Raw genomic sequence first — 14908 nt, forward strand, 5'->3', positions numbered from 1 at the left:
ACATTTGCATTCATGATGAAGAAATCTATAATTTGGGTAAGTGCTGTCTTACTGATGATGGCGTTCGGTTGTCGCAATCACAATCGAATGGCGGAGTATCAGCGTAAGATAGACAGTATTAAAAAAGCGGAAACCACGAAAGCTATGTTGCCTGTACCCGATAACCGTGAACCTTTGACTGTATTTTTCGACAGTCTTTCTATGATTGCGTTACCTTTGCATTATACCCCTGAGTTTGTGGAATATCTTCCCCAGATGACGCCTGTTCCAAAACTATTCAATAGTAGTATGGGGTGTGAGGGAGACCAGAAACTCAAAGCTGCGATTCTTCCACCAACCCCTCATTTTAATATGGTACTGTTGGCAGAGCGTATGGATTCTATAACTCCACCAACTTTATACCTTTGTGTTTTTGATCACGATAACGTCATGCAAGACCGGTTGACCATTTACGAACGTGCCGATGGTGATCTGAATGGTGAAATTGGAAGTATGAAACTTGAATATTCTGTGACGAGCCGTTACGAAGTGACATTAATGCGCTTCTTTCGTTCGGACAATAAGCCGGATGCTGATTTTGAATGGAAAGAAAGTCGTAAATTCCATATCAATCGTGAAGGTCATTTTGAAGAGGAACCGGCAGATTTATAATTATCGATAATGAGTATGTGGAATATTTAATGAAGGGATAAAATACAAAACCGGCAGTACTATAGGGTTGTCTGTGTAGTACTGCCAGTTTGTATATAGGAAATTATTCTATAAAGCAATTTTCATAAATACGGGATAGTGATCAGAGTATGTAAGCTCACGTTTGTAATAGGTAAGACCTTTGAGCATCTCATCATGGAAGATGTAGTCAATGCGGACACTTTTCTTTCCACCACGGAAGGTACTCATCCAGCCGAAACCACATTCTTTGAATCCGTCAATCATGTTGCCTAAAAGTGTCTTATATACATAAGAGTAGGGCACATCGTTAAAGTCGCCGCAGATGATACGTGGGTGTTCTGTCTGTCGCATATTGTTAGCTATAGTCATCGATTGGCCTGAACGAATCATCAGACCTAAAGTGTAATTGCCATAAATGGCGCGCAAAATAGAACTTTTATCTACATTTATTCCGTGATAGTTAGCTTTGGCAACTTGATGGAGTGTGCCGTTGATACCTGTTGTCTGCAGGTGAACATTATAAACGCGGATGATTTTTCCGTTTACCTCTATGTCTGCCCACATGGCACTATTGTTGGAATATTCAAAGAGAATCTTATCCGTTTTACGGATTGGATAGCGGCTGTAGATGATCATATCATCACGTCCATAAGCTTTGTAAGGAAAGTAGTTCTTATATGAATCAGACACTTTCTTATCGCCACTTGCATCAAGATACTCCTGAAAACAAAGCACATCTACTTTTTGGTTTTTCATTTCTGCCAAGATGTCTTGAGAGATGAAACCTGATGTCTCCCTTCCAAACATGGCAACGTTGTATGTGGCGATAGTTAAACCGTCTTGAGCTGCAACCGCTTTGGTGTTGTCAGACCGGAATTGGACTAGCGTACCAATATAGGGAATGCAACAAAGTAATGTGATGATTGGTACAAATGTCAACAGCCAGTTCCGTTTAATCAACCAATATACCAACAATAGTAGGTTGGCAAGGATGAGCAGGGGCAAGATATAAACTATCATTGCCTTTGCATTATTTCCTACTGGCGAATAGTTTCCTCCAAACAAACCGAGAATCGTGAAGATAGATACTATAATCTGCATTATAAGAAACATCATAGCCACATAGCGATAAACAGCAAGTTTTCCCATATAATTTGTGTCAAAAGATTTAGAATATACTTATTCGGTCAAATAGTTGTGAATCTTATCCAACAAGTCTTCCACGCGGAATGGCTTTGAAAGAAATCCGTTGCATCCTGCAGCTTGGGCCTCTCTTATATTTTCCTCAAAGGCATAGGCGCTGAGGGCAATAATGGGTACGTCTGGATTTACTTCTTTGATGATTCGAGTGGCATCGAGTCCATCCATTTCCGGCATTCTGATGTCCATGAGAATAAGGTCGGGATGCTCGTCTTCACAAAATGTTACGGCTTCTATTCCATTGTGGGCGCGTAGCAAGCGATAGCGTTTGGAAAGCACGACCTTAACCAGCTCATAGTTGTTGTCTTCATCTTCTGCAACGAGAATAAGTGGAGCATCTTGCAAATTGCCATGTGTACTAACTCGTATGGTTCGCGAATTAGTGGTGATGCGTGAGTTTTTGGCAAGTCCTCCAACTGATCCATCGAAAGGTATTGTAAAGCGGAAGGTCGAACCTTGGCCGAGCTTGGAAGATACGCTGATGGTTCCTCCAAGTTTTTCTACAATAATTTTGCTTAAAGGCAAACCGAGGCCAAATCCGTTTTGAATAAAGTCGGCATCTTTCGAAACATAGGTCTTGAAAATGTTGTCTATGTCTTGTGGGTCAATACCTGAACCGGTATCGCTCACATAAAATTCTACGTCTTGCCCGTCGTTAATCAGTCTGTATCCATAAGAAATGCTACCTTGTGTGGTATGCTTCAGAGCGTTGCTGATTAAGTTTGAGAATACCTGCGAAATACGGTTACCATCAGTATTGAGCATGACAGTCATATTAGGTTCTTCCCACACCATGTTGACAGTATCAGGACATCTAAACTTGAATGTGTTGTTGAGTGTTCTACAAAGTTCGTTGAGGTCTGTTAACGACTTCTTTATCGAAACTTCTCCGGCTTCTACTCGTGAAAGGTCAAGAATTTCATTGATAAGTGTCAGCAAACGCGAATTGTTGCTCTCAATAATCTCCATGTATTTCATGCGTTCTTCCTGTGATTCAGTTTCACACATGACTCTTGAGAAACCTTCGATTGCATTGAGCGGTGTTCTTATTTCATGGCTCATATTGGCCAAAAACAACGATTTCATGCGGTTTGCCCGTTCGGCCTCTTTTGCTTTTGCTTCATATTCGCCTATCTTTTTCTGGAGACTCAAAAATTTGATTTCAGCAGCATCAGCTCTGGAATTTGCTTCGTTTATCTTTGCTATAAGCTCTTTGCGTTCATCTTGGTTCATAATATTTAATTTTTCAAGATGTAATTAGTTCTTGTTTGTAATATACTTCTGCAAAGATATAATTTTTTTTTTATTCCGCCAAACCTGGGGAGTATATATTTTAAGCGCGTTTGCTTTTTTCCCATTTTCCACTATTCTTATGTGATTGAAGATAAGATATTCCGTAGAATACATTCAGGTTCATAAATACAAAGTAGCAAGGGATATATAGAAATTTGTTCTTCTTTCCATTGAGTTCTTGCATATAGCCACACAATGCTGCAAGATAGAAAACTATCTGCAATATCCAAATCACGTTGTAAACCATGCCTGCTTTCATCAAGACAAGGGCAATGTTAAGTGGAATCAAACAGAAAAGTGCGAAAGGGGTAATGGTCCAACGGAGTACACGATGTGAAACAAACTGAAAAGAAGCTATGGGATAGCGTAGGGGATTCATGAGTTGACGAAGCCACCAGATACTCTGTAGTCCACCTGCTGCAATACGTTTTTTTCTTTTGGCTTCTTCTGCTAAATTGGCAGATCCGTGCTCAAGTGCATAGGCTTTTGGAGTATAAGCAATACGATAGCCTTGCATCAGCATTCTCAACGACATGACAAAATCATCAAGCAAAGCGTTCTCTGGCATGGGTACGTATAGAGAGCGGCGAATGGCACAAAGCTCGCCTGCTGCTCCCATGGCTGAATAGAGTTCGCTGTCAAGTTGTTTAAGTTTGCTTTCATATTTCCAGTAGAGGCCTTCACCTTGAGCTGCTGCTTGTTGTGGGCCTTGCTCGTTGGCAGCAACACGCTTTTCTCCTGCTACGCATCCTACTTTTGGATCAAGAAAGCATTTCACGATTTCGCGTATGGCATTGCTGTTGAGCATGGTATTAGCGTCTGTCATCACTACAAGTTCTGTATCAACCAATGCCAAGCCATGATTAAGTGCTGCGGTCTTTCCACGACGCTCAGGTGAAAATATCACCTTCACGTCGTAGGAAGACAGCTTTAGGTTGGTATCGTCATCCGATCCGTCTGTAACCCATACGGTTTTTAGTTTCGGATAATCGATTGCCAACGTATTGTTCATTTTGTCGTTGACAATATCCTGTTCGTTGTATGCACATATCATAAGCGTCACTTCAGGAAGCTTGTTGTCTTCCGGCAGTTTCGTCTCTTCCTTTTTGCCTTTACTTAAAAGCCGTTTCACTCCGACTATGATATAAAGTAAGATTCCATATCCGAAGTAGGTATAAAATACCAGCGCTATAGCTGACCAGAATACGATTTTCAGTAAAAGCATAAGAAATGATATTGTGTCTGTTGTTTAGTTTTTACTTTCCACTTCTTCGCGCATGTCGATGAAATGGCCTTTTTTGTCATAGAACTCGTATTGCAGGAATGCCAGTTTCTGCGAAGGGATTATGCGCACTCCAAGTCCATATTTAATTTGCCAGCGACGCTTCATGGAAATCATTCCTTGATTGATGTATGCTGCCACATAGGGATGGACATGGAGGGTGAATTGCTTGATTCCAATCTTGTTGACCAGCTGGTCAATCTTATTTTCCAATTGGTCGGTAAAGAGTATTGAGGACTTGATTTTGCCTGTTCCGAGACATGTTGGGCACACCTCTTCCACATTCACATCCATAGCAGGGCGTACACGTTGTCGTGTAATTTGCATGAGGCCGAATTTGCTAAGCGGAAGAATGTTGTGTCTTGCACGATCTTTCTGCATGTTCTTACACATTCTTTCGTAGAGCAATTGTCGATCTTCTGCCAAATTCATGTCGATGAAATCGACAACAATGATACCTCCCATGTCTCTTAGTCGCAATTGTCTTGCCAATTCATCGGCCGCTCCGAGATTTACCTCGAGTGCATTGGCTTCCTGTCCGTTTTCAGCCCTTGTTCTGTTTCCGCTGTTTACATCCACCACGTGCATGGCTTCTGTATGCTGAATAATCAGATAGGCTCCTCGTTTGTAGTTGACAGTTTTGCCGAATGATGACTTCAACTGTTTGGTTACGTTGAAATTGTCGAAAATGGGGACGCTTCCTGTGTAGAGTTTGACAATGTCTATCTTGTCTGGGGCAATAATCTCGACATAGTTCTTGATTTGCTTAAATACCTCTTTGTCGTTGATGTAGATTCCGTCGTAAGTAGGATCAAACAGGTCGCGTAGCAAAGCTACCGCACGACCTGTTTCTTCGTGTATGAGTTGTGGCGATGTTGTGGCCTTCTGTGCATTTTCTATGGCTTCATCCCATCGTTTTAACAGTTGTTTCAGTTCTGCATCAAGTTCTGCGACACGTTTTCCCTCTGCTGATGTCCTGACTATAACTCCGAAATTTTTTGGTTTTATACTCTGAACCAATTGTTTGAGTCTGGCTCTTTCTTCTCCTTTTTTGATTTTTGTGGAAACTGATACTTTGTCTTGGAAAGGCATCAGTACCATATATCGTCCCGCGAAACTTAACTCGCAGGTAAGTCGTGGTCCTTTGGTTGAAATGGGTTCTTTCACCACTTGGACAAGAATTTCCTGACCAGGCTTCAGCGTATTTTGCACGCTTCCTTCTTTGGGTAAGTCTGGCAGTCGTGTAGCTTTAGAGATGGGAAAGAGTTTTCTTCTGTCGCTTTGTACTTGTTTAAGGTATTTCTCGTACGAACAGTAATGTGTTCCTAAGTCAAGATAATGCAAGAAAGCGTCGCGTTCCGAACCGACATTGACAAAGCATGCGTTGAGTCCGGGCATGAGTTTGTGTACTTTTCCCAGATAGATATTGCCTACAGAAAACGACATCTCACGCTTTTCGTTTTGGTATTCTACCAAGTTCTTGTCTTCGAGAAGTGCAATGGAGATTTCTTTCTGTTGTACGTCAATGATAACTTCACTTGTCATTCTTAAAAACTTTTTGTATTTGTATTTTGAAATACAGAAAGGGGTGTACTGAGAATTGTCGGCACTCGACATTTTCTCGGTACACTCCTTTCATTTTTCTCGTTGAGCTTATATGCTTATGGCTTACTTGCTCTTGTGACGATTCTTGCGCAGTCTTTTCTTACGCTTGTGAGTAGCCATCTTGTGGCCCTTCTTTTTCTTTCCGTTTGGCATAATGTGTATAAATTAAGTTGTTGTTATAATTATTTCATTTTGGCGATAAAGCTCTTTGCAGGCTTGAATGCAGGGAAGTCGTGTGCATCGATAACAAGAGTGGTGTTCTTGGAAATGTTGCGTGCAGTTTTCTGGGCACGGTGTTTAACGGTAAATGTACCGAAACCTCTGAGATATACGTTTTCTTTTCTCACTGACATGCTCTGGCGTATTTCTTCCATGAATGCTTCAATGGTGCCTGCAACATCTTTTTTCGAGATTCCTGTTTCAAGGACAATCTTGTTGATAATTTCTGCTTTCGTCATGTTTTCTAACGATTTTATTTTCTTTCTGTGATTATAATTTTTATTTCGGAGTGCAAAGATACTGATTTTCAGCGTGAAACGGAAATATATTTTCGTTTTTTTTTGATAATCAGTATTTTTTGTGCTATTTTTGTGGTCTTACACCTTATATTATAGGTGTGGTCTGCTGTGAATTTTGTTATTTCAACTGTTGTAGCCGTGCGATGTATTTGCCTATAATGTCAAACTCAATATTGACAACACTTCCTTTTTCGATATTACAAAAATTGGTATGTTCAAAGGTGTAGGGGATGATGGCTACCTGAAAGCTGTTGGCGGTAGGGTTGCAAACGGTAAGGGATACACCATTGACGGTAACCGAGCCTTTATCTACTGTAAAATAGCCATTGAGAGCCATTTCTTGGTTTTCTTGGTATTCAAAAGTAAAATAGGTAGAGCCGTTTGCGTCTTCTTTTGCGATGCACACAGCGGTTTGATCGACGTGTCCTTGTACAATATGTCCGTCGAGACGTCCGTTCATCATCATCGATCGTTCCACATTGACTTTGTCGCCTATGTGAAGTAGTCCTAAGTTGGTGCGCTCTAACGTTTCTTTCATGGCTGTTACCGTGTAGCAATCGTTGTCAATGGCTACTACGGTAAGGCATGTTCCGTTGTGTGCTACACTTTGGTCGATACCTAACTCGTTAGTAAACGGACAACGTAATTTTAAGTCGATATTGTCGCGGTCGCGTATGATATCAACAACTGTTGCGGTTTCTTCGATTATTCCGGAAAACATATTATTAATGTTGGTTTAATATTTCTTTGATTATTTTGATGAAAAAGAAAAAAGAGGCCGCACCGGTGATGTGATGAAAACTCCTTTTTTAGAAGATATGGGGTTCTCCTGCCTTTGTAATCCACTGGTCTGTTGCCAAACTGCTCCTTAGGAGTTGTGGCCCGCCATTGTACAGGAAATACGCCCTGTTTTCATAGTAATTTGATGAGTATCCCTATCGAACCGATACGGCCATTCTCTTTCTGTTTGCAAAGATACGAAAAAAAATGGAGAGCACGAGGTTTGCTCAACATTATTTTTCATGTTTCTGATAAAAAAAACAGTTCTGCGTGACTTTTGTTGTCAGCAGAACTGCTTTGTATTTAGTTGTTTGAAGGGTTAAAACCTCTTGCTTTTCAATAGTTTAGTAGGCAAAGAGTGGATATTCCTTCATGCGTTCGTTGACGCGTTTGCGAACACTTGCAATAACTTCTGGATTTTCGGGATCGTTGAGTACTTCTTCGATGAAAGCGGCAATTTCTACCATTAAGTCTTCTTTTGCACCACGTGTAGTGATGGCAGGAGTGCCGAGGCGAATACCTGATGTCTGGAAGGCAGAACGGCTGTCGAATGGTACCATGTTCTTGTTGACTGTGATATCTGCAGCAACGAGGGCATTCTCTGCTACTTTACCGGTCAAATCGGGATATTTTGTACGCAGGTCAACGAGCATAGAGTGGTTGTCTGTACCGCCGCTTACGATGGTGAAACCACGCTTGATGAGTTCTTCAGCCAATACCTTGGCATTCTTTTGTACTTGTTTGGCCCACTCTTTGAACTCTGGCTGTAGTGCTTCGCCAAAAGCTACTGCTTTAGCAGCAATAACGTGTTCCAGAGGACCGCCTTGCTGTCCAGGGAATACTGCTGAATTGAGCAGTTGTGACATCATTTTGGTGACACCCTTAGGCGTTTTGAGTCCCCATGGGTTTTCAAAGTCTTTACCCATCAAGATGATACCTCCGCGTGGACCGCGCAGGGTTTTATGTGTGGTAGAGGTTACGATATGAGCCCATTTCACCGGGTTCTCGAGGAGTCCTGCGGCGATGAGACCTGCTGGGTGTGCCATGTCGATCATGAGCAAAGCCCCAACTTTATCTGCGATTTCGCGCATGCGCTTGTAGTCCCATTCGCGGCTGTATGCTGATCCGCCACCGATGATGAGTTTTGGTTTGTGCTCGAGTGCTAAATGCTCCATTTCATCGTAATCTACACGTCCAGTTTTCTCATCAAGATTGTATCCTACGGGTTTGTAGAGAATACCGCTGGTATTGACGAGTGAGCCATGTGAGAGGTGACCGCCGTGAGCCAGGTTAAGGCCCATGAATGTATCACCTGGTTTCAGTACGGCGAGTAGTACTGCAGCGTTTGCTTGTGCTCCTGAGTGGGGTTGTACGTTGGCGTATTCAGCTCCGAAGAGTTTGCAAACACGGTCGATGGCGAGTTGTTCTACTTCATCCACGACCTGACAGCCACCATAGTATCGGTGTCCAGGGTAGCCCTCAGCATATTTGTTTGTCAGATAGCTGCCCATGGCTTCCATCACTTGTTCGCTGACGAAATTTTCTGACGCAATCAGTTCGATGCCTTTGAGTTGGCGCTGATGCTCTTTTTCGATGAGCTCGAAAATCGTGTTGTCTCTTTGCATAGTTGTAATTATTGGGATGATTTAAAGGTTATCCATTCATTGTGGCCAAGAATTCCTCGTTGTCCATGGTTTTAATTATGCGGTCTCGCATGGTATTCATGGCTTCAAGAGGATTCATGTCTGCAATAAAATTGCGTACAATCCACATACGCTGGAGTGTGGTTGGATCCTGCAACAAGTCGTCGCGTCTGGTAGAAGAGAGGACGAGGTTGACAGCAGGGAATATGCGTTTGTTGGCCAATGTGCGGTCGAGTTGTAATTCGGAGTTACCGGTTCCTTTGAATTCTTCAAAGATTACCTCATCCATTTTTGAGCCCGTATCTGTAAGAGCTGTGGCTATAATAGTGAGTGAACCTCCGTTTTCTATATTACGTGCAGCTCCGAAGAAGCGCTTTGGTTTCTGTAGTGCGTTGGCGTCAACACCACCTGTGAGTACCTTTCCTGATGCAGGACTTACGGTATTATAGGCACGTGCCAATCTTGTGATGGAATCGAGGAAAATTACTACGTCGTGTCCACATTCAACCATTCTTTTTGCTTTTTCCAGTACGATACCGGCAATTTTTACATGTCTGTCCGCTGGTTCGTCAAAGGTAGATGCAATTACTTCTGCGTTGACAGTACGGCTCATGTCTGTGACTTCCTCAGGTCTTTCGTCAATGAGGAGCATCATGATGTAAGCCTCTGGATGGTTGGCTGCTATTGCGTTGGCAATGTCTTTCATCAGTACTGTCTTACCTGTCTTTGGCTGTGCCACTATGAGTGCGCGCTGTCCTTTTCCTATAGGTGAGAAGAGGTCAACGATGCGTACACTTGGATTTGTGGTGGCGCTATTGCCGCAGAGGTTGAATTTTTCATCGGGGAAGAGTGGGGTGAGATGTTCGAAGCTTACGCGGTCTCTGACCTCTTGTGGGTTTCTTCCGTTGATGCTTTTTATTTCTGTTAAAGCAAAGTATTTCTCGTTATCGTGCGGTGGTCTTACGGTACATTCCACCACGTCGCCTGTTTTGAGACTATAGCCTTTTACTTGTTGTGGACTTACGTAAATATCATCGGGTGATGAAAGGTAGTTGTAGTCGCTTGAACGAAGGAAGCCGTATCCATCTTGTAGTATTTCGAGTACTCCGTTACCAGAGATAATACCGTCGAAGTCGTATTTATCCTGTGCAGGTTGTTGTGGTGCAACAAAAGTGCTGGCTGTTGGGGCGTTACTGCTGATGGGTCTGTCGAAGATGTCGAGTGAAGGTAGTGCCTCTTGGTCTTCTATGGGCAGGTCGACAACGGTAATAAAATCAGTACCGTCTCCTGGGTCTCCACTCCAAACATCATCTTCTGTCATTGGACCTTCGTTGTAGTCTGTGTTATTGTTTTGCTCCATGTTCTGAGCTTCGGACTGTGGTTCTGTCACAGGCTCCTCTTGTGCAACAGTATTGGGGTCTACGTTTTCAATCTGCTCTTGGGGCTCGTTAGTTTCGGGTTGTTGCTGAATAAGGGCCGCTTCTTTTGCAGCCTTTTCCAGTTCGAGAGCTTCGAGTTCCTTTTTCGATTTCCTTCCTCGTTTTTTAGGAGCAGGCTTATCTGTAGCTTCTTTTTCTGCCTTTTCCACAGGTGCTGTTTCTGTTTCAGCATCTTTTGCTGTTTCTATAGATTGTGGTGCAATGGTTTCGCTGTTGTCATTTTCTTCTGTGGGAATAGTTTGTTGTGCGGCAGTAGCAAGGAGTGTGTCGAGAGAAGGTTTCTTCTCGCGTTTTGCAGGCTTTGTATCAAGGTTTTCTCCGTCTTTTCCGCTGACAGTATATACTTTATCTTTTTCTTTTTTAGCTATACGTGTGCGTTTGCGTTTGGTGTTAGCCACAGACTCCGCAGCAGAATCTATGGCATGTTTATCGAGTATGGCATAGATTACGCTTTCCAAAGAATCGTCAGGTGACACTTTTACACCTACTTCATGGGCAATCTCCATAAGTTGAGAGATTTCCATTTTTTCCAAATCTTCTTTTAAGTACATATTTATTTCTAAGTATTCTTGGTATGAATGTGTGCGACAGGAATTTGTCGCAATACTATTGTTTCTCGAATGGAAACAAGGGAATGATTAATATCGGCTGCAAAAGTAATCAATATATTTGAGATTTCCAAACTATTTCAACAAAAATAATCTGATAGAGATTCAAATTATTCAATTATGTTTGGTGTTCAAAGACTTTTATCTGCTTTTTTTATCTCATAATATAATAAGGTTAGCACATCGGCAGTTCTTACCTATATGGTCCTATCATGTTCCTATTGTTGTGGACATGATTTTGGGACTTACTTGGGATTTACTTGGGAGCTTCTTGGGACATGTTACGCGATTTCTGTTCTTCGCTTTTTTCACGGAAAATCTCGAACGGATCATTTGACTTAACAAAGTTGAGGACGATTACCTGAACGAATCCCGAATGCAACTCGAAGATAAAAGGTTTTGTTTGCTTATTCGTACCTCTGAGACTGTTGTCTCTTGGGTACTTTCGTTCGATAATCCAAAAAGAAAATGTGTTTTTCTTTTGGATTCTGCTCGCTTATTCGTACCTTTAATCCTTCGGATTTTAGGTACTTCCGCTCGGAAAAACTCAAATAAGTTTGGTTTTTCCCTCGCTTATTCGTACCTTTAATCCTTCGGATTTTAGGTACTTCCGCTCGGAAAAACTCAAATAAGTTTGGTTTTTCCCTCGCTTATTCGTACCTTTGCACGCGGAAAGAATTTCATAATAAAAATATATAAGAAAATGAAAGCATTTGTATTTCCCGGTCAGGGAGCTCAATTCGTAGGAATGGGCAAAGACCTCTACGACAACAATCCTAAAGCAAAAGAACTTTTTGAAAAAGCCAACGAGATTCTTGGCTATCGTATAACCGACATTATGTTTGAAGGTACTGACGAAGACCTCAAACAGACCAAGGTAACGCAACCCGCCGTTTTCCTTCACTCTGTTATTTCTGCCATCTGCATGGGAGACGCATTCCAACCAGCTATGGTTGCAGGACACTCTCTTGGCGAATTCTCGGCACTTGTTGCTGCTGGAGCATTGAGCTTTGAAGATGGTCTTAAACTGGTTTATGCTCGTGCCATGGCTATGCAGAAAGCTTGTGAGGCTCAGCCCTCTACCATGGCAGCCATCATCGGTTTGCCCGACGATAAGATTGAAGCCATTTGCAAAGAAGTAAGCAAGATGGGTAAGGGTGTTGTGGTTCCAGCCAACTATAACAACCCCGGACAGCTGGTAATCTCTGGTAATATAGAAGCCATCAACGAGGCTTGCGAACAGCTGAAAGCCGCCGGCGCTAAGCGTGCTCTGCCTTTGAAGGTGGGTGGCGCATTCCACTCTCCATTGATGCAGCCTGCTAAGGACGAACTTCAGGCCGCTATCGAGAAAACTGAGTTTGCCGCTCCCAAATGTCCCATTTATCAGAATGTAGATGCCAAGCCACATACCGATCCTGCTGAAATCAAGCAAAACCTGATTGCTCAGCTGACAAGTTCGGTTCGTTGGACACAGATTGTGCAGAACATGATTGCCGTTGGCGCAGACGATTTTACAGAGTGCGGTCCAGGTAAAGCCCTTCAGGGTATGATTGCAAAAATCAATAAGGAAGTAAGTGCTCATGGCATTGCTTAATCCTAATGATACTAAAACAGAATTAAATAAATAATAGGCGTGGGCTATACCTGCGCCTATTATCTTTACTCGTTAAATCTTTATGACAGGTAAACAGGTTATCTATCAAGTTTTTACTCGCCTTTACGGCAATCGTAGTATCACCCGTCACATGAACGGAACCATTGAAGAGAATGGTTGCGGAAAAATGGATGATTTCACCCCAAAGGTATTGAACCGATGGGCAAGAATGGGCATTACTCATGTCTGGTACACGGGGGTTATTCGTCATGCGACGAGGACAGATTATTCAGCATATGGAATCCCAAAACAACATCCTGCAGTTGTCAAAGGATGTGCCGGTTCGCCATACGCTATTGCCGATTATTATGATGTTGATCCAGATCTCGCAACAGATGTTGACCACAGAATGGAGGAGTTTGAAGCCTTGCTTCAGCGCACCCACGAGGCTGGTCTCAAAGTGATTATCGATTTTGTGCCCAACCACGTTGCACGCCAGTATCATTCCATTTGCAAGCCAGCAAATGTTAGCGACCTTGGAGAAGACGATCATGTGGATAGAGGCTTCGACCCGGTAGATAACAATTTCTATTACTGTCCAGGACAAGCTTTCGTACCTTGTTTTGACCTTTATCACGGCGAAGCAACACCTTACGAAGAATATCCTGCCAAAGCCACGGGCAACGACCATTTTGACAATGCGCCAGGGAGGAATGACTGGTATGAAACGGTAAAACTCAATTATGGTGTTGACTATTACGCAGGTGGAGTATTGTACGACAATCCCATGCCCAATACCTGGAAGAAAATGACCGACATCCTCTTGTTCTGGGCAGCCAAAGGTATAGACGGTTTCCGTTGCGACATGGCTGAGATGGTGCCGGCAGCATTTTGGAGCTATGCTACAAAAGCGGTAAAAGAACAATATCCCGACATACAGTTCATCGGTGAGGTATATAATCCGTCATTATATCGTAGTTATATTTCAGCCGGCTTTGACTTACTCTACGACAAAGTAGGCATGTATGATACGATGCGCGCCGTCATAACCGGACAGGCTGCTACCTCGGCAATTACTTCTGCCTGGCAACAAACAGACGATATTCGTCAACACATGTTGTACTTCTTGGAAAACCACGACGAACAACGTATTGCAAGCACATTCTTTGCAGGCGAAGCCCGTCGCGGAGTCCCTGCTATGATGGCATCCATGCTCATGCAACAGAATCCTTTTATGCTCTATTTCGGAGAAGAGTATGGAGAGCGCGGAATGGACCACGAAGGATTTAGCGGATGCGATGGACGAACCACAATATTCGACTACTGGAGTATCGATACCCTATGTCGGGCAGCCTCCAGAAAATTGACCGCCGACGAAAAACTGGTTTATGCACAACATGAACAAACCATGCAGATTGCTCGTCGCGAGAAAGCCATAAGCGAAGGCACATTCTTCGACCTGATGTATGTGAATCCACATTTGCACCGTCAATATGCGTTCCTCCGCCACATCGGACATGACCTGCTCTTGGTGGTAGTCAATTTTGAAGACCACGAAGTTGATGTTGATGTCAATCTGCCGAAACACGCCTTCGACTTCTTGCAAGTTGCCTCAGGCGAATATGTTGCCACAGAACTGTGGAGCAAAACAAAAACCAACATTGACCTGCAGCCAGATAAGGCCGTTCGACTGCAGGTAGGCGCCAATGGGGGCGTGGTGATGAAGATGAAAGTTACAGTATCTGAAAATCATAAAACAATGGAAAATATCATTCTCAACGAACACCACAAAGAAGAATTTCCTCCGGCTCATACAGCCGAACACCTGCTCAATCAGACCATGATGCGCATATTCGGTTGTGAACGTTCTTTCAACGCACATATCGAGCGCAAAAAGAGCAAGATGAGCTTTCATCTGAGTCATAAACCTTCGCGCCAAGAGGAGAAGGAAATAGAACAGACGATGAACCGACTTATTGAAGAGGATTTGCCTGTGGAGTTTGAATTTGTTGACCGCAACAATCTGCCAGAGGGCGTTTCGCCAGACCGACTGCCAGAAGATGCGTCGGAAACCATCCGACTCGTACGCATAGGCGATTATGACGTTTGTCCGTGTATCGGCAAACACGTGCGATCAACCAGTCAGATTGGCCGTTTTGAATTACTTGGAACGAATTGGGACGAAGAAAACAAGGTATTCCGGGTTCGTTTCAAAGTGGTGCAATAAAAACAATAAGAAACAATCGATTACATGGTGACACAGCAGGACTATAT

At 43.0% G+C, this 14908-nt stretch carries 11 protein-coding genes; 3 read left to right on the plus strand and 8 right to left on the minus strand.

The features are described 5' to 3' along the window. Positions 1–12 precede the first annotated feature (12 nt). A complete protein-coding gene (locus CIK89_RS12370; protein WP_094391667.1) occupies positions 13–651 on the plus strand; it encodes a hypothetical protein in 639 nt (212 codons plus the stop codon). A gap of 108 nt (positions 652–759) precedes the next feature. On the opposite strand, the gene CIK89_RS12375 is transcribed toward CIK89_RS12370, so the two are convergent. From CIK89_RS12375 to rho, 8 genes are all read right to left on the minus strand, one after another. After that, entirely contained in the window at positions 760–1821 is a 1062-nt protein-coding gene (locus tag CIK89_RS12375; protein ID WP_094391668.1) for an endonuclease/exonuclease/phosphatase family protein, read from the minus strand. Between the two features lie 30 nt (positions 1822–1851). Continuing rightward, positions 1852–3105, minus strand: coding sequence for an ATP-binding protein (locus CIK89_RS13980; protein ID WP_094391669.1), 1254 nt, complete (start codon positions 3103–3105; stop codon positions 1852–1854). Between the two features lie 100 nt (positions 3106–3205). Then, complete coding sequence (locus CIK89_RS12385) at positions 3206–4390, minus strand: glycosyltransferase family 2 protein (RefSeq protein WP_094391670.1); 1185 nt, start codon at positions 4388–4390, stop codon at positions 3206–3208. Positions 4391–4414: 24 nt separating this feature from the next. Continuing rightward, positions 4415–5992, minus strand: coding sequence for an Rne/Rng family ribonuclease (locus CIK89_RS12390; RefSeq protein WP_094391671.1), 1578 nt, complete (start codon positions 5990–5992; stop codon positions 4415–4417). 242 nt (positions 5993–6234) lie between these two features. Next, the gene (locus CIK89_RS12395) at positions 6235–6510 is read right to left on the minus strand and encodes an HU family DNA-binding protein (protein WP_094391672.1); all 276 of its coding nucleotides are present in this window, start codon (positions 6508–6510) and stop codon (positions 6235–6237) included. A gap of 178 nt (positions 6511–6688) precedes the next feature. Next, the gene (locus tag CIK89_RS12400) at positions 6689–7291 is read right to left on the minus strand and encodes a riboflavin synthase (RefSeq protein ID WP_094391673.1); all 603 of its coding nucleotides are present in this window, start codon (positions 7289–7291) and stop codon (positions 6689–6691) included. A gap of 403 nt (positions 7292–7694) precedes the next feature. Next, the gene (gene glyA, locus CIK89_RS12405; RefSeq protein WP_094391674.1) at positions 7695–8975 is read right to left on the minus strand and encodes a serine hydroxymethyltransferase; all 1281 of its coding nucleotides are present in this window, start codon (positions 8973–8975) and stop codon (positions 7695–7697) included. Positions 8976–9003: 28 nt separating this feature from the next. Next, on the minus strand, positions 9004–10983 hold the full coding sequence (gene rho / locus CIK89_RS12410) for a transcription termination factor Rho (RefSeq protein WP_094391675.1): 1980 nt from the start codon (positions 10981–10983) through the stop codon (positions 9004–9006). A 760-nt stretch (positions 10984–11743) separates the two neighbouring features. Between rho and fabD the strand changes: the two genes are divergently transcribed. Together fabD and CIK89_RS12420 are read left to right on the plus strand one after the other, a co-directional pair. Then, on the plus strand, positions 11744–12634 hold the full coding sequence (gene fabD / locus CIK89_RS12415) for an ACP S-malonyltransferase (protein ID WP_094391676.1): 891 nt from the start codon (positions 11744–11746) through the stop codon (positions 12632–12634). An 82-nt stretch (positions 12635–12716) separates the two neighbouring features. Continuing rightward, positions 12717–14861 (plus strand): alpha-amylase family glycosyl hydrolase, encoded by a 2145-nt coding sequence (locus CIK89_RS12420; protein WP_094391677.1) that lies wholly within the window; start codon positions 12717–12719, stop codon positions 14859–14861. Positions 14862–14908: the final 47 nt, after the last annotated feature.

Source organism: Prevotella sp. P4-119, assembly GCF_002251345.1.
Lineage (GTDB): Bacteria > Bacteroidota > Bacteroidia > Bacteroidales > Bacteroidaceae > Prevotella.

Bases quoted from the DNA above. Each gene is read 5' to 3' on its own strand.
- CIK89_RS12370 (WP_094391667.1), top strand. From the start codon at position 13: ATGATGAAGAAATCTATAATTTGGGTAAGTGCTGTCTTACTGATGATG.
- CIK89_RS12375 (WP_094391668.1), bottom strand. From the start codon at position 1,821: ATGGGAAAACTTGCTGTTTATCGCTATGTGGCTATGATGTTTCTTATA.
- CIK89_RS13980 (WP_094391669.1), bottom strand. From the start codon at position 3,105: ATGAACCAAGATGAACGCAAAGAGCTTATAGCAAAGATAAACGAAGCA.
- CIK89_RS12385 (WP_094391670.1), bottom strand. From the start codon at position 4,390: ATGCTTTTACTGAAAATCGTATTCTGGTCAGCTATAGCGCTGGTATTT.
- CIK89_RS12390 (WP_094391671.1), bottom strand. From the start codon at position 5,992: ATGACAAGTGAAGTTATCATTGACGTACAACAGAAAGAAATCTCCATT.
- CIK89_RS12395 (WP_094391672.1), bottom strand. From the start codon at position 6,510: ATGACGAAAGCAGAAATTATCAACAAGATTGTCCTTGAAACAGGAATC.
- CIK89_RS12400 (WP_094391673.1), bottom strand. From the start codon at position 7,291: ATGTTTTCCGGAATAATCGAAGAAACCGCAACAGTTGTTGATATCATA.
- glyA (WP_094391674.1), bottom strand. From the start codon at position 8,975: ATGCAAAGAGACAACACGATTTTCGAGCTCATCGAAAAAGAGCATCAG.
- rho (WP_094391675.1), bottom strand. From the start codon at position 10,983: ATGTACTTAAAAGAAGATTTGGAAAAAATGGAAATCTCTCAACTTATG.
- fabD (WP_094391676.1), top strand. From the start codon at position 11,744: ATGAAAGCATTTGTATTTCCCGGTCAGGGAGCTCAATTCGTAGGAATG.
- CIK89_RS12420 (WP_094391677.1), top strand. From the start codon at position 12,717: ATGACAGGTAAACAGGTTATCTATCAAGTTTTTACTCGCCTTTACGGC.